Source organism: Hespellia stercorisuis DSM 15480 (assembly GCF_900142165.1).
GTDB classification, from domain to species: domain Bacteria; phylum Bacillota; class Clostridia; order Lachnospirales; family Lachnospiraceae; genus Hespellia; species Hespellia stercorisuis.
On the sequence record NZ_FQZY01000035.1, the window covers coordinates 12956 to 33189 of the forward strand.

Annotated in this window: 18 protein-coding genes; 5 read left to right on the forward strand and 13 right to left on the reverse strand. The window is 50.6% G+C overall.

The window, feature by feature from the left end; translation table 11 throughout:
• Positions 1 to 83: 83 nt before the first annotated feature.
• The 13 genes from BUB85_RS12170 to BUB85_RS12230 all read right to left on the reverse strand — a co-directional run bounded on the left by BUB85_RS12170 (position 84) and on the right by BUB85_RS12230 (position 14275).
• Positions 84 to 557: a DUF1934 domain-containing protein gene (locus tag BUB85_RS12170; RefSeq protein ID WP_073110847.1), complete on the reverse strand. Its 474-nt coding sequence runs from the start codon at positions 555 to 557 to the stop codon at positions 84 to 86.
• Between the two features lie 176 nt (positions 558 to 733).
• The gene (gene murI / locus BUB85_RS12175) at positions 734 to 1555 is read right to left on the reverse strand and encodes a glutamate racemase (RefSeq protein WP_200803565.1); all 822 of its coding nucleotides are present in this window, start codon (positions 1553 to 1555) and stop codon (positions 734 to 736) included.
• Positions 1556 to 1739: 184 nt separating this feature from the next.
• Complete coding sequence (pfkA, locus tag BUB85_RS12180) at positions 1740 to 2735, reverse strand: 6-phosphofructokinase (protein WP_073110849.1); 996 nt, start codon at positions 2733 to 2735, stop codon at positions 1740 to 1742.
• Between the two features lie 165 nt (positions 2736 to 2900).
• Positions 2901 to 6530, reverse strand: coding sequence for a DNA polymerase III subunit alpha (locus BUB85_RS12185; protein WP_073110850.1), 3630 nt, complete (start codon positions 6528 to 6530; stop codon positions 2901 to 2903).
• Positions 6531 to 6674: 144 nt separating this feature from the next.
• Positions 6675 to 6908, reverse strand: a complete 234-nt coding sequence (locus BUB85_RS12190) for a polya polymerase (protein WP_073110851.1) — start codon at positions 6906 to 6908, stop codon at positions 6675 to 6677.
• A 194-nt stretch (positions 6909 to 7102) separates the two neighbouring features.
• On the reverse strand, positions 7103 to 7924 hold the full coding sequence (locus BUB85_RS12195; RefSeq protein ID WP_073110852.1) for a CvfB family protein: 822 nt from the start codon (positions 7922 to 7924) through the stop codon (positions 7103 to 7105).
• Between the two features lie 35 nt (positions 7925 to 7959).
• Positions 7960 to 8664 (reverse strand): acyl-[acyl-carrier-protein] thioesterase, encoded by a 705-nt coding sequence (locus BUB85_RS12200; RefSeq protein ID WP_073110853.1) that lies wholly within the window; start codon positions 8662 to 8664, stop codon positions 7960 to 7962.
• An 85-nt stretch (positions 8665 to 8749) separates the two neighbouring features.
• A complete protein-coding gene (locus BUB85_RS12205) occupies positions 8750 to 9949 on the reverse strand; it encodes a cation diffusion facilitator family transporter (RefSeq protein ID WP_073110855.1) in 1200 nt (399 codons plus the stop codon).
• On the reverse strand, positions 9915 to 10184 hold the full coding sequence (locus tag BUB85_RS12210) for a hypothetical protein (protein ID WP_073110858.1): 270 nt from the start codon (positions 10182 to 10184) through the stop codon (positions 9915 to 9917). The genes BUB85_RS12205 and BUB85_RS12210 overlap by 35 nt, the downstream gene beginning before the upstream one ends.
• Before the next feature lie 197 nt (positions 10185 to 10381).
• Positions 10382 to 11062, reverse strand: coding sequence for a GntR family transcriptional regulator (locus BUB85_RS12215; protein ID WP_073110860.1), 681 nt, complete (start codon positions 11060 to 11062; stop codon positions 10382 to 10384).
• The gene (gene ispE / locus BUB85_RS12220) at positions 11063 to 11938 is read right to left on the reverse strand and encodes a 4-(cytidine 5'-diphospho)-2-C-methyl-D-erythritol kinase (RefSeq protein ID WP_073110885.1); all 876 of its coding nucleotides are present in this window, start codon (positions 11936 to 11938) and stop codon (positions 11063 to 11065) included.
• Between the two features lie 197 nt (positions 11939 to 12135).
• Positions 12136 to 13707 (reverse strand): DUF3794 and LysM peptidoglycan-binding domain-containing protein, encoded by a 1572-nt coding sequence (locus tag BUB85_RS12225; protein ID WP_073110862.1) that lies wholly within the window; start codon positions 13705 to 13707, stop codon positions 12136 to 12138.
• 169 nt (positions 13708 to 13876) lie between these two features.
• A complete protein-coding gene (locus BUB85_RS12230; RefSeq protein ID WP_242945415.1) occupies positions 13877 to 14275 on the reverse strand; it encodes a protease complex subunit PrcB family protein in 399 nt (132 codons plus the stop codon).
• A 143-nt stretch (positions 14276 to 14418) separates the two neighbouring features.
• Between BUB85_RS12230 and BUB85_RS12235 the strand changes: the two genes are divergently transcribed.
• The 5 genes from BUB85_RS12235 to BUB85_RS12255 all read left to right on the forward strand — a co-directional run bounded on the left by BUB85_RS12235 (position 14419) and on the right by BUB85_RS12255 (position 20128).
• Positions 14419 to 15144 (forward strand): lysophospholipid acyltransferase family protein, encoded by a 726-nt coding sequence (locus BUB85_RS12235; RefSeq protein WP_073110866.1) that lies wholly within the window; start codon positions 14419 to 14421, stop codon positions 15142 to 15144.
• Between the two features lie 91 nt (positions 15145 to 15235).
• Entirely contained in the window at positions 15236 to 16696 is a 1461-nt protein-coding gene (locus BUB85_RS12240) for a nicotinate phosphoribosyltransferase (protein ID WP_073110868.1), read from the forward strand.
• 43 nt (positions 16697 to 16739) lie between these two features.
• Positions 16740 to 17798, forward strand: a complete 1059-nt coding sequence (locus BUB85_RS12245) for a D-alanine--D-alanine ligase family protein (RefSeq protein ID WP_073110870.1) — start codon at positions 16740 to 16742, stop codon at positions 17796 to 17798.
• Between the two features lie 110 nt (positions 17799 to 17908).
• On the forward strand, positions 17909 to 19288 hold the full coding sequence (locus BUB85_RS12250) for a UDP-N-acetylmuramoyl-tripeptide--D-alanyl-D-alanine ligase (RefSeq protein WP_073110872.1): 1380 nt from the start codon (positions 17909 to 17911) through the stop codon (positions 19286 to 19288).
• A 30-nt stretch (positions 19289 to 19318) separates the two neighbouring features.
• A complete protein-coding gene (locus BUB85_RS12255; protein WP_073110874.1) occupies positions 19319 to 20128 on the forward strand; it encodes a Cof-type HAD-IIB family hydrolase in 810 nt (269 codons plus the stop codon).
• The last annotated feature ends 106 nt before the right edge of the window (positions 20129 to 20234 follow it).

Below are 20234 nucleotides of genomic sequence, written 5' to 3' on the forward strand. Positions count from 1 at the left end.
AACTTTGCTACGTCCCCAATTGTCATTTGACCTGTCCCCGATTGAATCCCCAACGGAGTCTCTATTGTCAGTCCGATATCCTGTCAGTTCGGTATCCCGGCGCTCATGCTAAAGTCTCCGCCCGTTTTCGAAGTAATATTCATCCGAATCTTGCAGTCTGCCAGCGGTTCATGATTCACATCCAGTTCATAGTCGATCCTGACATCGATATTTTTCTCTGTCACACTGACTTCCAGGTTCCGGGTGTTGACACCCACCAGCATCTGGCCGAACGGCGTGTCGTAGTAGGTCTGGTTCGTCTTGTGTTTTTCAAACACCATGTGGGCGTTGGAAACCCCGGATTTGATAATCTCCATGGAATCCTGCCCCGTTATCTTTATCTTATTTTTCGTTACTCCCACGATGCCTTCTGTCACTTCCTCATACAGCACATAGTGCTTGCCGTTGCGCAGATAATAGCTGCCCGGCGTGATGACTTCGATCGAATCGTTGTCACCCGCACCCTCCAGCACATCGACGTGGAGTCCCGATATTGTCACCAGTACATCCTTTGTCATTCTCTCACCTTATGTTACAATTCACAAATCCACACCCGCGTCATCTGCAAATTCAAGACTCGCTCGCGAGTCTTGGTGCGAGATTCGGTCAGCTTTGCTGACATCTTCTTCGAATCTCTGCACATCTGATATATTCTGCCGCGCAGAATGCCGCTGTATCACAGTAAACTGTCTTCCTAATATTCTTCGATATTGATTACTTTCGTGGTCGAAATATCATATGGCATCACGGAATTGGCAAATTCCTTGAACTTGTCCGCAGCATCACTGACATAAAACTCACAGTGTCCGAGCACACCGTCCGCCACATCATTTACCATATTCTCTCTCTCCAGCAAATGTTTCAGGTCCATAGCCGTCTCGTAAGCCGGATTGACGATCTGTATCTCATCTCCCATGTACGCGCGGATTTTTGAGCGCAGCAGCGGATAATGAGTACATCCCAGAATCATGGTATCGATTGGCGTCTCCTTCATGGAGGATAGATAAAAATCAATGATCTCCTCCGTCACATGATGGTTCTTGAACCCTTCCTCCACCAGCGGCACAAACAGCGGGCATGCTTTCTCGATGACCGCAATCTCAGGATTCATCCCCGTGATGACCTTCGTATACACATGGCTATGTACTGTTGCATCTGTCCCTACAATTCCAACATGGCTATTCGCTGTTGCCTCAACTGCTGCTCGCGCTCCCGGAATAACCACTCCTATGATTGGTACGTCAAACTCATCCCTGACCGTATCAAGCGCCAGCGCACTGGCTGTATTGCAGGCAATCACGATGGCCTTCACCTGTTTTGTCTGCAGAAAGCGGATGATCTGTCTGGAGAATCGTATAATATTATCTTTTGATTTACTACCGTATGGCACGCGCGCGGTATCCCCAAAGTAAACAATATCCTCACCTGGGAGCTGCCGCACGATCTCACGCGCGACGGTCAGCCCGCCGACGCCGGAATCAAAGACTCCAATCGGAGCAGTTTTTTTAGAATCCATATTAATTATTATCTCCTGATATTCTTGTGACGATTCAGAGCCACACGCAGCCAATCGGCTTCGTTTTTCCAGGCTCTGAACCGTCATAAAGTTTTTTTATTCCAATATTCATCTGTGAATGGTGCTGGTGTCAACAGCTGTCCGCCCCTGATACCATGGATCTTTGTGATCGTCTGATCAGTGATTACAATGCAAGTGTCTTCGCAATGTCATACTGATAATCCGGAACCGTCTTCTTCATGGACAGTGCTTCATTGATGTCGAAATCCTTGTACTCTCCGTGCATGTAACCAACCACACGGTTTGTCTTGCCCTGTACCAGAAGTTCTACTGCCTTTGCGCCCATGACAGAAGCATACACTCTGTCCTTACATGTCGGGCTTCCACCACGCTGCATGTGTCCCAGGATTGTCGCTCTGGTCTCCATACCTGTCGCCGCTTCGATTCTCTTCGCCATGTTCATGGAATCTCCTACACCCTCTGCGTTGATGATGATATAGTTCTTCTTACCTCTGCGCTGACATTCTTTGATGTCCTTGATCAATGCTTCTTCGTCATAGTCATGCTCCTCCGGCATCAGAATCTTCTCTGCGCCGTTGGCGATACCGCACCACAATGCAAGGTATCCTGCGTCACGTCCCATAACCTCAATGATACTACATCTCTCATGAGATGTCGAGGTATCACGTACCTTATCGATTGCCTCCATAGCGGTGTTCACTGCTGTGTCGAAACCGATGGTGTACTCTGTACAGGCAATATCCAGATCGATCGTTCCCGGAAGTCCGATTGTGTTGACTCCAAGATGTGCCAGTGCCTTCGCTCCTGCGAAAGAACCGTCACCACCGATGACAACCAGTCCGTCGATACCATACTTCTTGCAGATGGCTGCTGCCTTCTGCTGTCCTTCTTCTGTACGCATAGATGCACATCGAGCTGTCTGGAGAATTGTTCCTCCACGCTGAATTGTATCTGAAACGTCTCTTGCCGATAAATCAATAATCTCTTCTTTTAATAAACCGTGATATCCTCTTCTGATTCCACGTACTTTAATACCACATGCAAGTGCTGTTCTCACAACGGCACGGATTGCCGCGTTCATTCCCGGTGCGTCTCCACCACTTGTCAATACTCCAATCGTTCTGATTGGTTCCTTTACTGCAGCATCTTCTTCAATCATGTTTATACCACCTTTCCCAATAATCTTCTTTCAAGATAAATTATTTTGTTCACTGCCATTTTATATCAAATAGTGAATGAGCCCCATTGTTCAAAAAACAGACCCCCACTTCCGTTTCACGGTTCACGCAGGGCAAATCACACTACGGGTTTCATTTTACAGCATTTATATCCTGTTTTCAATAGCTTTTTCAACCACCTTCACCCGTTTCTCACCATAAAGATTCATCAATCTGCCCAAAACACCCGGTTCTATCTGAATATTCCGGCTTCTCGGCAGCCGTTTGATCGCCTTCTCTGCCTGACAATAGATGACCACCTCGTCATTTCCATCCGAGTCCGCCAGATACCCATACAGGATCTGTTCTTCCTTCAGAAACCGGTCTTTGTCCGGAAACTGGATCCACAATTCTTTCTTCGTCTGCCCGAAGGGCACGATCTTCTCGCAAATGAGCTTGCTGGGTTTGTCATCCTCCTCGGAGACTCTTCCCTGCACAAATACCTTGCTGTCTGCCTCGATAAAGCTCTTATTTTTCTCATAATCCCGCGGGAACACCACGACCTCCACCGTTCCCACCAAATCCTCGATGGTGATGAACGCCATGGTCTGATTCGTCTTCGTGTACTTGATCGTCTTGTCCACGATCATGCCGCCCACGATCTCCTTCGCTCCGTCGCGCACCTTGGTCACTCCGGTCTCATCATCCAGCTGGAAGTCCAGTGTCTTCGCGGAAATAGTCCTTTTCCACTGCTCCTCATACGCCTCCAGCGGATGACCACTGACGTAAATTCCGAGCACTTCCTTCTCAAATGAGAGCATGGTCTCCTTGGAATACTCGCCCACGTCCGGCATCTGGATCTCGAAATCCTTCTTCTGGTCGTCGTCCACCATATCGAACAGCGTCATCTGCCCTGTCATGGCATACTTCTTTTCCTGATTCACGTGATCCACGATCTGCAGGTAAATGCTCATGAACTGCTTTCTCGTTCCCTGCAGACTGTCCAACGCACCGGCCTTGATGAAATTTTCGATACAGCGCTTGTTCAGCGCGTCCTTCACCGACAGGCGGCTGATGAAGTCCTCCAGATTCTTGAACAGGCCGTACTCTTCCCGGTCCTCCACAATTGCCTGGATTACCGGACGACCCACGTTCTTGATGGCCGCGAGGCCATATCGTATGCCAGCCAGCATTTTTTTCTCTGCTGCCGGTTTTTCATGGTCTGCTGCCCCTGACTGCATTTCATGATCAAACGTTTCTCCTGCCTGAATTTCTTCACCAGCCGCTGCACCATGTCCGGCCACGGCCGCGTCGAGCTCCTCATAATCTACCGAAAACCGCGCCTCCCCCTTATTCACATCCGGGGGCAGGATCTTGATTCCCATCTGGCGGCAGGCATAGATATACTCCGCCACCTTCGGCGGGTTGTCGATCACGGACGTCATCAGCGCCGCCATAAATTCCACCGGATAATAATATTTCAGATAAGCGGTCTGATAGGATACCACCGCATACGCCGCGGCATGGGATTTGTTAAATGCATACTTGGCGAAATCGATCATATCGTCGTAAATCTTGTTTGCCACCTTCTCGTCGATCCCGTTCTTCACACAGCCCGGCACGCCGCTCTCGTCATTGCCATACACAAAGTTCTGGCGTTCCATCTTCATGACGTCGCCCTTTTTCTTGGACATGGCACGCCGCACCATATCTGCACGCCCCAGCGTGTAGCCGGCCAGCTCCTGCACGATCTGCATCACCTGCTCCTGGTAAACGATACAACCATAGGTCGGCTTCAGGATCGGCTCCAGCTGCGGGCAGTCGTACTGGATTGCCCCCTGGCTGTTCTTGCCTTTGATATACTGCGGAATAAAGTCCATCGGGCCCGGACGGTACAGAGAAATCCCGGCGATGATATCCTCCAGATTCTGCGGCTTCAATTCCTTCATGAACCCCTTCATGCCGCCGCTCTCCAACTGAAACACGCCATCCGTTCTCCCGGTTCCGACAGACGCAAGCACCGCCTTGTCGTCGTAATCGATATTTGCAATATCCGGGATTGCCTGTCCGCCCGACAGTTCCTCACTGCGCCGGTTGACCAGATCCACTGCGTTCTGGATCACCGTCAGTGTCCGCAGTCCCAGAAAGTCCATCTTCAGAAGCCCCAGTTCCTCCAACGTCGTCATCGTAAACTGGGTGGTGATGGAGCCGTCCGATGCACGCGACAGCGGCACATACTCGTCCACCGATTTCTGGCTGATCACTACCCCGGCCGCGTGCATAGAGGTGTGCCTCGGCAGTCCCTCCAGCCGTTTGGCCATATCGATCAGATATTTCACCTGCTCATCGGTCTCATACAGCTTGCGAAGCTCCGGCTCCATTTTCAGGGACTTATCAATCGTAATGTTCAGTTCCTTCGGAATCAGCTTCGCAATGTTGTCCACAAATGCATAGGGCAGATCCATGACACGCCCCACATCGCGGAGCACACCGCGGGCCTGCAGTGTACCGAAGGTCACGATCTGCACCACCCGGTCCTTGCCGTACTTTCGCACCACGTAGTCAATAACCTCCTGCCGTCTCTCGTAGCAGAAGTCGATATCGATATCGGGCATGGACACACGCTCCGGGTTCAGGAAGCGCTCAAACAGCAGCTGATAGCGGATGGGATCGATGTTCGTGATCTCCAGACAGTAGGAGACAATACTCCCGGCTGCCGATCCACGTCCCGGTCCCACCGCGATGCCGTGGTCCTTCGCATAGCGGATAAAGTCCCACACGATCAGGAAATAATCCACGTATCCCATGGTCGTGATGGTGTTTAACTCATATTTCAAACGGTCACGCAGCTCCTGGGATGGATTCGGATAGCGCCGCTCCAGCCCTTCATAACACAATTTATTCAGATATTCCAGAGACGTCAGACCGTCCGGCACATCGAACTTCGGCAGCTTCGTCACACCAAACTCGATCTCCACATTACACCGGTCCGCAATCCGCTGCGTGTTATCCAGAGCCTGCAGTGCATAGGGAAACAGCTCCGCCATCTCCTCCGGAGACTTCACATAATATTGTCCGCCGGTATAGCGCATTCTATTCTCATCCGCCAGCTTCTTTCCGGTCTGGATACAGAGCAGGATATCGTGCGGCTTCTCATCCTCCGCGTACGTATAATGCACATCGTTGGTCGCCACAAGATCGATGCCCAGTTCTTCGGACATGCGCAGCAGACGCGGATTCACGATGCCCTGCTCCGGGATTCCGTGATCCTGCAGCTCCAGGAAGAAATTCCCCTTCCCGAAAATGTCCTCATACTCCTTCGCCGTCTTGCGCGCCTCGTCATAAAGCTCCCGTACCAGATACCGCTGTACCTCACCCGCCAGGCAGGCACTCAGCGCAATGATTCCCTCGTGGTACTCGCGCAGCACTTCCTTGTCCACACGCGGTTTGTAATAATAGCCGTCCACGAAGCCCTTGGACACGATCTTCATCAGATTGGCATACCCCACATTATTCTCCGCAAGCAGCACCAGATGGTAATACCGGTCCTCCCCGCCCGCGATCTCCCGGTCGAATCTGGAATTGGGTGCCACATAGACCTCACAGCCGATGATCGGATTGATCCCCTGTTTCCTGGCCTCCCGGTAAAAATCGATCACACCGTACATCACGCCGTGATCCGTGATTGCCGCGCTGTTCATGCCCAGTTCTTTGACTCTGGCCACATATTCTTTTATCTTATTAGAACCGTCCAACAGACTGTACTCTGTATGGACATGTAAATGTGCAAAATTCATGCTTCACCTCATTATTTAACAAATTGCAGGCACCTGCGCAGACACCAGGATTCCTCCCGCCCGGGGCGGATTTCTCCTCAGTACAATAGACAGAAAGAGGGGGTTCCGAAAGGAACTCCCTCTTGTAGTCTCATCTGCTATAAATTAGCCGTTGATCATAAAGCCGATCAGTCTGTCGATATCTTCTTTTTCATGAGCAACAATTTCAAGTTCCGGAATCTCACCGTTTGAAAAGATGTTTGCCATAGATACATACTGAGAAAGCTTTGACTTCAGATTCAGTCTGTCGCCCTCGCCTGTAACCAATTCAACTTTTCCTGTACACTCGTCTACTACTTTAAAAAACGCTTCTATGTCTGTTATGTTCTGTACTTTCATTATAATATCTCCTTTCAGATTTAATCTACACTACCGTTTCATTATAACGTATTCCCTCACGATTGCAAATACTTTTTTTGTCATATCCTGGATTGCGGGACGGGGAACACCGGTGTGGGCGGCCCCCAAAATCCCATTCACGCGCAGCTCTGCCGGGACATCACGCGCCCTACGGCGTTCCCGGTGCAGCTTCACTATCTCAGGACAATCGAATCCTCACGGATCTCAATCTTGCCTTCCTTCAGCAGCCTTCCAACCGCCCGCTTAAACGCCGCCTTACTGAGCCCAAACTCGCGCTTAATGCGCTCTGGCTCTGCTTTGTCGGTAAACGGCAGTTCCCCGTCAAATTTCTCGATGACACGGATTACGAATGCCGCATCCTTGTCCATCTGCTCCGGAATCTTTTCCCGGACACTCAGATCCAGCTTTCCGTCCTCCTTGACTTCCGTCACTCGCGCCTGAATGGTCGTTCCAATGCCCAGACTTCCATAGGCCTCCTTCTTCGGGATCAACGCCGAATACTTGTTGTCCACCGCGACAAACACGCCGAACTCATCACTCTTTTCATAAATGATTCCGCTCACCCTGTCATCCTTCTTATAAGGAGAATCGGTGGAAAGAAGTTCATAGACCTTCATGGTCGCACAGAGACGGTCGCTCTTGTCAATATAAAGTGTAACGAGACACGTATCGCCAACAGCCACCTTCATCGTCTGCTCTTTGAATGGAAGAAACAGATCCTTCTCCAGTCCCCAGTCCAGAAATGCACCGAGTTTTCCCGTATCTACGACCTTCAATACCGCAAGTTCTCCAAGGGTGAGCTTCGGCTCCTGGGTTGTCGCAATCAGACGATCATCGGAGTCCTTGTAGAGGAACACCTCCACCGGATCACCCATCTCAACATCCTCTGGAACCTGCTTTTTCGGAAGAAGCACCCGCTCCTCATCGCTCCCCAGATAAATACCAAATTCCACTTCCTTCACTACCGTCAGTACTTGTTTTTCTCCTAATTTCATATCATTCTCCTTTTTATCATCTGCCAGCAGTTTCCCTATCCGATAAACTCCACAACCGCGTAGTCTCCGCCTTCACCGTCTCCCAGCATCACAACCGTCCGGCCGGACTCCTCCGCCACTTTCGGATAAACCATATCGCCGAGGACTGCCGCCCGCTTGTACTCCACGCGCAGTTCCTTCACTTCCCGCTCTTCATCGAGTGTCTCCAGCGCCATCTGCACATACTGACTGTTATTCACATGTTCATTGGTATCGATATGATATTTTCTCACTGGAAATGAGTCCTTTTCCACACACACCTCCGGAATTGAGATCTTTCTTCCCATGTAGTTCATCTCGAGCCTCGGCTCTTTGCCGTATGCCGCCACTTCCTCCGGCTCCGGTCTGGTCGGTCTGCCACTCCCGGTATCGTAATAAAACCAGTTGGAATCCGCACAGACAAGCTGCTGCCCCTGGTCATCGTTCATGAAAAAGTTTCGCTGTCCGAACAAGCCTTTGAAATCATAGGCCAGTGTTCCCACCACCACACGGTCTCCCAGTGCCGGTGCCTTTCGGATCACGATATGCCATGAGTTCAGAAGCCAGGCACGGTTCTTTTTCTTCAGTACTTCAAGTCCCACACCCAGGTCCTCCGACTGAAATGTGCTGCAGTCCTGCAGGTAATTGATCAGGTTGGGAACCGTCAGCCTGCCGGTATGCCCTACCTCACTGTATCTTATTCTACTGTCAAATGTATACATGTAAATTTCTCCTCATCTTTCCACCGTATCCTATAAAGTGGACATACGGAATCCGCTTCGCTGCCTTTCAGTCGAAGCCTTGTTTCTACACCTGCGCCGATTCTTCCTGCGTCTCGGCGATAAAGCTGTGCTCCACGGTGATCACACACTGGTATCGAGAATCGACCGCCTGCAGCCGGTTCACCAGCTCGGTGCGCAGTGTTTCCTGCATCTTGTTTCCATATTCACGCGGCACTACCATATCAAAAATCAGGTTGATCTGATCCCGCCCGATCACCACACGCAGATCGTGAACACTGATTTTTTCATCCATCTCCACGACGGTCTGTTCCACCTGGTTGCGTATTTTCAGTACCCGCTCATCCTTCATCTCGATCGGATCCATATGGATGACCAGAAATGTGCCCAGTTCTTCCCGGGCCCTGCGCTCTATGCGGTCAATAATCTCGTGAGAGACCTCAATATCCACATTGTTCGGAACCTCGGCGTGAATAGACGCCATGCTTCTTCCAGGGCCGTAATTATGTACGATCAGATCATGGGAACCCACGATCCCATCAAATTTTTCCACAAATTTCGTGATTTTTTCACACTCATCCGGATCATTTGCCTCGCCGATCAACGGTTCCAGCGTATCCTTCGCGATAGAAATCCCCGCCCACATGACGACAAGTGCGACCCCCACTCCCACAAATCCATCGATATTGATTCCTGTAAAACGGAAGAACAGAATCGATACGATCGTTGCAGACGTTGTAATCACATCGCCCATGGAGTCCGTGAACACAGCCATCATGACCTTCGAGTCAATGCGTCTGCCCAGTTCCCGGTTAAAAATCCCCAGCCACAGCTTCACGGCAATCGACAGCAGCAGTATCAGGACCGATACTGTCTGAAATTTCAGCAGCTCCGGCTCCCGAATCTTGCCGATGGCATTTTTTAAAAATGTAAATCCGACCTGCACCACAATAAATGCAACCACAAGTGCTGCAATATACTCGATGCGGCCGTGTCCGAACGGATGATCCTCATCTGCCGGCTTGCTCGCCATCTTCACGCCGATAAAGCTGATGACGGAAGAACCTGCATCCGACAGGTTGTTGAACGCATCTGCCATGACAGAGATACTATGTAGGACCACGCCCACCGTCAGCTTGACGACAAACAGCAGCACGTTACAGGATATGCCGACCATGCTCGCCAGCACACCATACGCCGTCCGCACGGAGACCTTCTCCACAGCCTCATAATTATTTACAAAATGTTTCACTAAAAAATTCGTCATATCTATCCTCGCCAAAATACCATTTTATCTGAAAGTCCGAAGTCACCGTGGGCTCTCGCAGCCTGGAATCACTGCTGATTGGGCGCGTCGCCTGCTCCAGTCCGAGATCCGGGTACAGTGCGCTCCACCACGCCTTCGCTTCCGACTGATTGACCACACACCCCATCAGAAGCATGAGCAGCCCGATAAAAAACTTATTATTTTTCTTAATTATATTCCAATATTTCTGAATCATACATATCCCCTTCCAGCACCTTTTCTCGTGCTATTGGGAGTATGCACCACTATTACCTGATTTAATCAAAACATTACACTTCCGGTCCAAAAGCATTACATTTCAATGTGTATATTCCATTTTTTCTACTTTTTTAATGTTTTTCCATAACCTTATATGGTTTTTATGTTTTTTGTATTTTTGTATTTATTTTATACTTATTTTTTATTGTTATGAATAATCCCGATCACAGCCTCTGTCTGATTGTCTATGTGCTGACAGATGCAGGCCGATGCCTGTTCCTTTTTGTGATTTGCAATCGCCTGAATAATCTCCTGGTGCTCCTGCAGCAGCTGCGGGTAAAATTCTTTCTTTTTCAGATACTCCACGCGGTAGCGGTACATCTGCTCGCGCAGATTATTCAGGAGCTGGATCAGACGCTGATTGTCCGTCGCATTATAAATGATATCATGGAATACCACGTCCGCCTCCGCGATTTTTGTGACGTCCGCACTCCCCAGAATCGTCTTGAAGTCTCTGGCTGCCTGTTTGAGCTGCTCGATTTCCGGTTTCGTGATACGGTCGCAGGCGATCTCAACCGAGAGTTCCTCCAGCGCGCGTCGGACCTCCAGCACATCCCGCATGCTCTTTTCCGTAATCTCTGCCACCTCGGCACCCTTTCGGGGTATCATCAGGACCAGCCCTTCCAGTTCCAGCTTACGCATGGCCTCGCGGATCGGAGTTCTGCTCACGCCCAGCTTGTTGGCCAGCTGGATTTCCATCAGCCGTTCGCCCGGTTTCAGTTCTCCACGCAGAATCGCCTGCCGGAGGGTGTTGAACACTACATCTCTCAAAGGTAAATACTCATCCATTTTCACTTCAAAATTCGGTTCTTTCATTTATTTCCTCCTTGCGTTATGAACATTGGTCACGTACACCTGTCTGGCCAGTTTCCGGTCTCTGATCAGATTCTGCGCGTTCTTCGCCGACCTCCGATCTTTGAAAATTCCAAATACAGTCGGTCCGCTGCCGCTCATCATTGCATTCAGTGCGCCGCACTCCTTCATGGCATCCTTGATCTCGGTAATCACAGGGTATCTGCCGATGGTCACCTGCTCCAGGACATTTCCCATTGATCCGGCAATCTGCTCGATTGATCTCGTCTCAAGCCCGGAAATGATTCCGTCAATGTCAGGGTGGTCCACAATTGTTTTCGCATCCAGAGCCTCATATACACCCTTGGTGGATACGCTGATCGGCGGCTTTGCAATCAGCACGATACACTTCGGCATGTCCGGAAGAAGTGACAGTTCCTCACCGATCCCTTCCGCCAGCACCGTTCCCCGCATGATGCAGTACGGGACATCCGCCCCCAGCTTCACACCGCGGTCCATCAGGTCCTGCTGTGACAGCTTCAGACTAAACATCCGGTTCATGCCGAACAGCACCGCCGCCGCATTGGAGCTTCCGCCTGCCAGGCCTGCTGCCACGGGAATATGTTTTTCCAGCGTGACAGTAACCCCTTTTTTGATTCCAAATTCATCCGTCAGAAGCTTTGCCGCCTTGTATGCAATATTACTCTCGTCGACGGGAAGGAACTCCAGATTCGTCTTTACCTCAATCCCCGGCTCCTCCCGCATCGCGATCGTCACGTTGTCGTACAGATAGATGGACTGCATAATCATACGCACATCATGATAACCATTTTCACGCCTCCCCAGAACATCCAGTCCCAGATTGATTTTCGCAAGTGCCTTCAACTCCAATTGCCTCATAGCGTTCATCCTTTCGTTTTCACTCGTCTCCGACTGTATCTGCCGTACATTTCCTGTCTGTGTACTTTTTTCGTATGCTGTGTGCTCTTTTTTACATGCTTCGCACTCCTGTTTACATGCCGTGTGCTCTTTTTTCACATACTGCGCGCTCTTGTTCCACATGCTTCACGCTCTTGTTGTATGCTGTATACATTATGTTATAGTATACTAATATTTTCCTTAAAAATCAACAATCTATCCCCCGGTTTTATCTCTTCTTTTTCCAATTGATTAATTTCCATGATTCCATCCACCGTCGTCAGATACTTTTTTGCCAGATCCCACAGTAGGTCTCCTTCCTTGGCAATGTAACCTACGATTCCCGGCATCTGTTCCTGCTCCTGCATTGGGCGCGGCGACAGGATCACGTCCTTTATCACCTGCAGTGCCTGGGGCCTGCGTACAAATGTGTCAAATGTCAGCACCGCCTTGACCTCCACCTCCTCACCGCCGGCAAGGTTCACAGATAGCTGCTCCACGCGGGATGAGATATCAAAAATGGCATCCCCGCTCAGTTCCTGGCCCTCTATGATATGGGAAAACGGAACCATCCCCTGCCAGCAGGCAAACGGGGACGCATCGTCCGCCTTGATATAGAGAAACGCCACATGAATGGCACCCTCGACCACAAGGCCTTCCTCCGTGACCGCCTCGCGGTCGATCTGCAGCGTCCCCGCGGCGTGGCAGATCTGGAGCACGTCGGTCCTCATCTCCGGGATCACAAGCCGCTCCGCCACCTTACATTTTGACTGATTCTGCAGCAGCAGTTCCTCATAAACCGCCGTCTGCGTCTCGATCTCGCACTGCTCCTTCAGGGAATACACATCCTCCAGAAGTTCAAATGCATCCTCCTCGTAGATATGTATCTTCAGATCCAGCGTCGCCTCCACACCGATCCGGCGGGGCTCACCGTCCTCATCCATCCGCACCTCGATCAGAGGCTCCTCCAACATCGCATACACATGCTGGTACATACACTCGTCAATTCCATGGCAGGCAACCGAGCCCTCGTATGTCACGGTCTGCTCCACCCACTCTGTCTTTTCATTTTCCCCGATATACAGCACGAACACCAGCAGTTCTCCGCGCAGACGAAGCTCATCCGGCGCGATTCGGATATCCAGACGCTGGTTCGTGATATCCGTCCACAGCACCTCTCTGACGCTCTCCTTTGCGCCCGGCAATGCAAATTCCTCCTTGACCCGGTACGTGTCGCGCTTCACCGTGTGCATCTGCAGCAGATTGACATTGCGTTTCTTCTTGTACAGCCCGAGCTGCTCCCCTGCGTCCACCTCGATATCGACCGTATTTTCCTCCTCACGTATCTCCTCCGGAACTGCCTCCAGCTCGATCATAGCGCGGATTCCAACCTTCCTCGAGTGAATCAGAGCCGCCGAGAACTCCACCCTGGATGGCCGGATCTGAATCTGCTGGTTCTCCTTTTTTTCTATATAAATGATCTCTTCGACCGGCAGCTTTCCCTCCAGCACGGAAAGCTTCGGTTCATCCCCCACCGCGGCGTACAGAATATGATAGAGCAGTTTCCCCGAGACTGTCACGTGGGCCTCGGCCTCACGCACCTCCTCGATCCGCACGAAACCCTCGCCCTGAATGATTCCCTTTACATCCTCCTTAGCATCCGGCACATTGACATCCTCATCAAGGTAAAACTGATCCACGATGCTTTTTCCGATTCTGCTGCAGCGCATCTGTTTTTTTATATATTCCATAACTTCCCTCTCTTCTATTATAATATGCCCACAATCCTGCTCTTTTTATTTCTATAATATTTTACCAAAAGTCAAGCGGATACTCAGAATCCGCTCTGCCGCTGTCTCGCCAGCTTATACAGCTTTGCGGCTTCCGCGTAACCTTACGCAGCTTCACAGCTCTGCCCCGCTACTGAAAGACCACCTGCTTGTCACACTCCTCCAGTTTGATCACTACACACGGATATGTCTTCGCCGGCGTCGCTTCTTCCTTCGTCTCCGGCCCCAGCAGATTCGTCTTCACCACCAGCGCATTCGCCGTCTCGTAGCAGTCCTCCACCACCACGCTGCAGCCGCCGGTCTCCTGAACGCCGTATCCTTTCGCGAGATACAGGTATCCCTGATCCGTAAATGTAAGCTCAAATCCGCCCTCCTGCCGGGCCTCCATCTCCCCACTCAGTTCCATGGGAATGTCCTCTTTTTTCACCACCGTAAAATCTGCCTGCTTTTCCTTATCCTCCTTCTCTATCTGTGTTGCGCACCCGGTCAGCATGGCTGCCACCAAAAAAATACAAATTATTTTTCGCAATACTTCCCCTCAAATTTTATTCTCTCTATCATCTTATTATCTGTCTTGTCTTTTCAGTACTGCTTTAGTATAATTAACCTGTATATTTATCCCAAAAAGTAACTGTTCCGGGCAAGTTACCACAAACGAAAGAAGGACAACTTATGATTCGCTTTATTATTGTATGTATTTTTTTGATTTTATTTCTAATCCTCTCCATTCCGATATTTTTAGTGGAATGGATTCTCGGCAAATTCAACCCCGAGAAACGCGACTACAGCTCCCTGCACATCGTCCAGTGGGCATTCCGTGTAATCATCCGGATTGCCGGAATCACGGCCACCGTCATCGGCGAAGAAAATGTACCGGATGAGCCCGTGCTCTTCATCGGCAATCACCGCAGTTATTTCGATATTCTGCTGACCTACGTCCGTTGCAAACGCCTCACTGGCTATGTTGCGAAAAAGGAAATGGAAAAGATTCCTCTGCTCTCTACCTGGATGCGTTTTCTCTACTGTCTGTTTCTGAACCGCGAGGATCCGCGCGAGGGGCTCAAGATGATCCTCACAGCGATCGAGTACGTCAAATCCGGCGTCTCCATCTGCATTTTCCCGGAGGGAACCCGCAACAAGGGTGAGGAGCTCTCGCTGCTTCCGTTCAAGGAGGGCGCATTCAAGATTGCGACCAAGACCGGCTGCCCGATCGTGCCGATCTCCCTGAACCACACTGCTGCGATCTTTGAGGACCATTTTCCACGTATTAAAAAGACACATGTCACGATCGAGTACGGCAAACCAATCTACCCGAATGATCTGGATCCGGATGTGAAGAAGCACATCGGAAACTACTGCCAGAACCTGATATCCGAAACGATTCAGCGCAACGCATAAAATAGTTATTTTTTTTATGCAAGGATGGTGGTATAATACTTAGAAATATCAGGCTGTCCAAATATAAATCAAGTTTTCAAAGGAGATTACCATGAGTGCAAAAAATCTGACACTGCTTACCGATCTTTATGAGTTGACCATGATGCAAGGTTATTTCGAGACACAGGCGGACGAGACCGTTGTGTTCGACGCATACTTCCGTGAGAATCCGGAGCGATCCGGCTACTCGATCATGGCCGGCCTTGAACAGGTCATCGAATATATCAAGAAACTGAATTTCTCCTACGAGGATGTCGAATATCTTCGCAGCCTTGGAATTTTCAAAGAAGAATTTCTTCATTATTTAAGTGGATTTCATTTCAGCGGAGACATCTACGCCATTCCCGAGGGGACTGTTGTCTTCCCGAAGGAGCCGTTAGTCAAGGTCGTGGCTCCGATCATGGAGGCACAGCTTGTGGAGACTGCTATCCTGAACATCATCAACCACCAGTGTCTGATTGCAACCAAGACATCGCGGATCGTATCCGCTGCGCAGGGTGACGGGATTATGGAGTTTGGTCTTCGCCGTGCCCAGGGACCGGATGCCGGTCTGTATGGCGCAAGGGCTGCCATGATTGCCGGATGCGTCGGCACCTCCAACGTGCTCGCAGGCAAGATGTTCGATGTTCCGGTGAAGGGGACGCACGCCCACAGCTGGATCATGAGCTTCAAGGACGAGTACACCGCATTTAAGACGTACGCGGATCTCTATCCTTCCGCATGTATTCTGCTGGTCGACACTTATGACACCTTAAAATCCGGTATTCCGAATGCCATCCGCGTGTTCACAGAGATGCGTGAGGCTGGAATTGATCTGACTTTCTACGGCATCCGTCTGGACAGCGGTGATCTTGCCTACCTGTCCAAGAAAGCGCGCAAGATGCTGGATGCGGCCGGATTCCCGGATGCGGTGATCTCCGCCTCCAACGATCTGGACGAATATCTGATCCACGATCTAAAGATGCAGGGCGCTGCCATCAACTCCTGGGGTGTGGGAACCAACCTGATCACCTCCAAGGGCTGTCCGTCTTTTGGCGGTGTGTACAAGCTGGCTGCCATTTCCAACGACAACGGTGAGTTTATACCTCGAATCAAGATTTCCGAGAACACGGAGAAGATCACCAACCCGGGCAACAAGACCATTTACCGGATCTATGACAAAGAGACCGGCAAGATGCGCGGCGATCTGATCTGTTTTGTGGGCGAAGAGTATGACATCGAAAAAGATCTCACCCTGTTCGATCCGGTCGACACCTGGAAGAAAACCCGTCTCAAGGGCGGCACCTACACCATGCGCGAGATCCTGCTGCCTGTTTTCCAGAACGGATCCTGCGTCTACGATTCTCCGTCTGTCATGGAGATCGCTGCGTACTGCACAAAAGAAAAAGAAACTCTGTGGGATGAGACAAAGCGTTTATTCAACCCACATAAGGTTTATGTTGATTTGTCAAAGAAGCTCTACAACGTGAAGCAGGAACTGCTCTCCCAGATGAGTGACGACGAAGACCAGTAAGCAAACTCAAACATTGATAACCCCGAAAGGATATTATATTATTATGAAAATCATCGTATTAGCTGGCGGACTGAGCACGGAGAGAGATGTCTCTCTCACCTCGGCCGCAGGAATCTGTAAAACATTACTCGAGAGAGGACACGACGCATTTCTTCTGGACGTGTTCCTTGGACTGCCTTATGACAGCAGCAGACTGGAGGAAGTGTTTACACTTCCGGATCACGGTCTGGGCATCTCCGCCAACATCGGTACGGAGGAGCCGGATTTGGAAGCAATCAAGGCATCCCGACCGGATCAGTCCGACTGTTTCCTCGGCCCGAACGTCATCGAGTTATGCCGCATGGCTGACATCACATTTCTGGGGCTGCACGGCGGCGAGGGCGAGAACGGCAAGCTGCAGGCGACCTTCGACCTGCTCGGCATCCGATACACCGGTCCGAACTCTCTCGGCTGCGCACTCGCCATGGACAAAGGTGTCACAAAACAGATTTTCCTGCAGTCCGGCGTCGAGACACCGAACGGCACCTGGCTTTTCAAGAAGGATAAGAACACATCCCTTGCCGATCTCGGGCTGGAACTTCCACTCGTGATCAAACCGTGCGCCGGTGGATCCTCCATCGGAGTTTACATCGTGAAGACCGAAGAGGAATACGACAATGCACTAAAAAACTCATTCCGTTACGGAGATGAGGTCGTCCTCGAAGCTTATATCAAAGGACGTGAGTTTGCCTGCGGTATCATTGACGGCGAAGCGCTGCCTCCGATTGAGATTATTCCAAAGAGCGGGTGGTTTGACTATGCGAACAAGTACCAGGCGAATGCCACAGAGGAGGTCTGCCCTGCGGATATCCCTGCGGAGACTGCCGAACGCATGAAAGAGATTACTGTGCGCGCTTACCGCGCACTGAAGCTGGATGTCTACAGCCGTGCCGACTTTATTCTGGACGCAGAGGGGAATCTGTACTGTCTGGAGGTCAACACTCTTCCGGGAATGACTGCCGCGAGTCTTCTCCCGAAGGAGGCAAAGGCTGTCGGCATCGAATACGGGGAGCTGTGTGAACTGATTATCCAGAAATCGCTGGAGGCGCGGTACACCGTGTAGTCCAGACTGCGCAGCAGTCGGGGAAAGTGGACAATCACATATTCCCATGAATGAAATAAAAGGAAATCGAACCGTATTGGGGACAACACGAAATAAAGGATGGTATTCAGATGAGAAATATGTCTTTGAAAGAAATCGCTGTGGCTTGTGCCGGCGTTTATTACGGAGATGAAGATAGTTACTATAAAGAAGTGAGCGGTGTCACGATCGACAGCCGCAAGATTGAAAAAGATAATTTGTTTGTCGCCATACGGGGAGCCCGGGTGGACGGCCACATGTTTATCAACCAGGTCATTCAGGACGGCGCGCTCTGTGCCATATCCGAGAAACGGATCGAGGGTGCGAAGTTCCCCTATATTCTGGTTAATTCCGGCGAGCAGGCGCTCAAGGATATCGCGGAGCACTACCGCCGCTCCTTCCACCGCCTCAAGGTAGTCGGTATCTCCGGAAGTGTCGGAAAGACCAGCACCAAGGAGATGATCGGTTCCGTGCTGGAACAGAAGTATTCGGTATTAAAGACCGCAGGGAATTTCAACAATGAGATTGGACTTCCCCTGACGATCTTCAACATCCGCGAGGAGCATGAGATTGCGATCCTTGAGATGGGCATCAGTGATTTCGGCGAGATGGAACGTCTGGCGCGCATGGCACGCCCGGACATCTGCGTTCTGACCAACATCGGCTGTGCGCATCTGGAACAGCTCAAGACCCGCGAGGGAATCCTGAAGGCGAAGACCGAGATGTTCCAGTTCATGAATCCGGAGGGCACCGTCATCCTGAACGGTGACGACGACATGCTTGCCACCGTCACTGCGGTACACAAAAAGACACCTCAGTTCTTTGGCCTGTCATCCGACCGTGATTTCTACGCGGACGAGGTCGAGAATCTCGGACTGAAGGGAACCACCTGCACGATCCACACTCCGCAGGGAGCTTTCCGTGCGACCGTCTCCATCCCCGGAGAGCACATGGTATACAATGCGCTGGCCGGCGCTGCGGTCGGATGTGCACTGGGACTGACCTGTGAGCAGATCAAGACCGGAATCGAAGCACTGGTGCCGATTTCCGGGCGCAACAATCTGATTGAGACCGACTCTCTCACCATCATTGACGACTGCTACAATGCCAATCCTGCCTCCATGAAGGCCTCCATTGATGTCCTCTCTAAGGCAGGCACCAGAAAAGTCGCCATTCTAGGCGGCATGTACGAGCTTGGCAGCATCGAGCATGAGATGCATTATGAGACCGGCATCCATGCTGCCAGACTGGGAATCGACCTGGTCTGCTGTATCGGGGACCTTGCAAAGGGGATTGCCGACGGCGTGAACGCCGTTCCGAGCGCCACCCGTGCAAAACATTTTGACACCAAAGAAGAATTTCTGGCAGAATGCTGCCAGTTCCTCCACAAGGGTGATACCATTCTGGTAAAAGCATCCCATTGCATGGAATTTCCTAAGATCGTGGATGCACTACAGAAACTTGAATTATAGAGGGATGGAATCATAAAGGAGAACCCAAACATGAATTATCAGATAATCGTACTGGATTTGGACGGAACACTGACCAACTCCAGAAAAGAAATCACTGCCCCTACGGAAAAAGCCCTGATGGAAATCCAGCAGAACGGCAAGCGGGTCGTACTGGCATCTGGAAGGCCGATCAACGGAATCGTGAATCTGGCCGACCAGCTTGACTTACATAAATACAACGGCTATATTCTGTCCTTCAACGGCGGACGCATCACTAACTGCACCACCGGCGAAATCATTTATAACCGTGCTGTGCCTGCTGAGACAATTCCGACTGTCTATGACATCATCCACGAATACCCGGGGCTGGATATCCTGAGCTACTCGGACGATGAGATCATCTCCGGCATCCAGATAAATGAATACACAGAACTGGAGTCCCGCATCAACCACATGAACATCAGATGCGTGGACAATTTTAAAGAATACGTCAACTTCCCGGTCAACAAACTGCTGGTAACCGGAGATCCGGCGATTATCAAACTGGCAATGGCCGCGTTGAAGAAACGTTTTCATAGCTATTTAAATATTTATAATTCCAGTGACTTCTTCATTGAAGTCATGCCCTCCAAAATCGACAAAGCATACTCCCTGCAGAAGCTTCTCAGCAGCATCGGCCTGACAGCCGACGAGATGATCTGCTGCGGCGATGGCTACAACGACGTCACCATGCTCGAGTACGCAGGTCTGGGCGTCGCCATGGAAAACGCCAACAGTGATATTAAGGAAAGTGCAGATTTCGTCACCAAATCTAATGATGACGACGGAATCCTTCATGTGATCAATCAATTCATGCGATAGCGTCAGACTGTATGAAAATATCTTTTTGCTGAAGTAACTTCGAAGTGTAGAGGCAGAATCGAAGTAATAGAAGTATAGAAGCACAATACACCAAAGCCGAAACCAT

Excerpts from the sequence above, each read along its gene's own strand:
- BUB85_RS12170 (WP_073110847.1), bottom strand. The coding sequence starts at position 557 with ATGACAAAGGATGTACTGGTGACAATATCGGGACTCCACGTCGATGTG.
- murI (WP_200803565.1), bottom strand. The coding sequence starts at position 1,555 with ATGGATTCTAAAAAAACTGCTCCGATTGGAGTCTTTGATTCCGGCGTC.
- pfkA (WP_073110849.1), bottom strand. The coding sequence starts at position 2,735 with ATGATTGAAGAAGATGCTGCAGTAAAGGAACCAATCAGAACGATTGGA.
- BUB85_RS12185 (WP_073110850.1), bottom strand. The coding sequence starts at position 6,530 with ATGAATTTTGCACATTTACATGTCCATACAGAGTACAGTCTGTTGGAC.
- BUB85_RS12190 (WP_073110851.1), bottom strand. The coding sequence starts at position 6,908 with ATGAAAGTACAGAACATAACAGACATAGAAGCGTTTTTTAAAGTAGTA.
- BUB85_RS12195 (WP_073110852.1), bottom strand. The coding sequence starts at position 7,924 with ATGAAATTAGGAGAAAAACAAGTACTGACGGTAGTGAAGGAAGTGGAA.
- BUB85_RS12200 (WP_073110853.1), bottom strand. The coding sequence starts at position 8,664 with ATGTATACATTTGACAGTAGAATAAGATACAGTGAGGTAGGGCATACC.
- BUB85_RS12205 (WP_073110855.1), bottom strand. The coding sequence starts at position 9,949 with ATGACGAATTTTTTAGTGAAACATTTTGTAAATAATTATGAGGCTGTG.
- BUB85_RS12210 (WP_073110858.1), bottom strand. The coding sequence starts at position 10,184 with ATGATTCAGAAATATTGGAATATAATTAAGAAAAATAATAAGTTTTTT.
- BUB85_RS12215 (WP_073110860.1), bottom strand. The coding sequence starts at position 11,062 with ATGAAAGAACCGAATTTTGAAGTGAAAATGGATGAGTATTTACCTTTG.
- ispE (WP_073110885.1), bottom strand. The coding sequence starts at position 11,938 with ATGAGGCAATTGGAGTTGAAGGCACTTGCGAAAATCAATCTGGGACTG.
- BUB85_RS12225 (WP_073110862.1), bottom strand. The coding sequence starts at position 13,707 with ATGGAATATATAAAAAAACAGATGCGCTGCAGCAGAATCGGAAAAAGC.
- BUB85_RS12235 (WP_073110866.1), top strand. The coding sequence starts at position 14,419 with ATGATTCGCTTTATTATTGTATGTATTTTTTTGATTTTATTTCTAATC.
- BUB85_RS12240 (WP_073110868.1), top strand. The coding sequence starts at position 15,236 with ATGAGTGCAAAAAATCTGACACTGCTTACCGATCTTTATGAGTTGACC.
- BUB85_RS12245 (WP_073110870.1), top strand. The coding sequence starts at position 16,740 with ATGAAAATCATCGTATTAGCTGGCGGACTGAGCACGGAGAGAGATGTC.
- BUB85_RS12250 (WP_073110872.1), top strand. The coding sequence starts at position 17,909 with ATGAGAAATATGTCTTTGAAAGAAATCGCTGTGGCTTGTGCCGGCGTT.
- BUB85_RS12255 (WP_073110874.1), top strand. The coding sequence starts at position 19,319 with ATGAATTATCAGATAATCGTACTGGATTTGGACGGAACACTGACCAAC.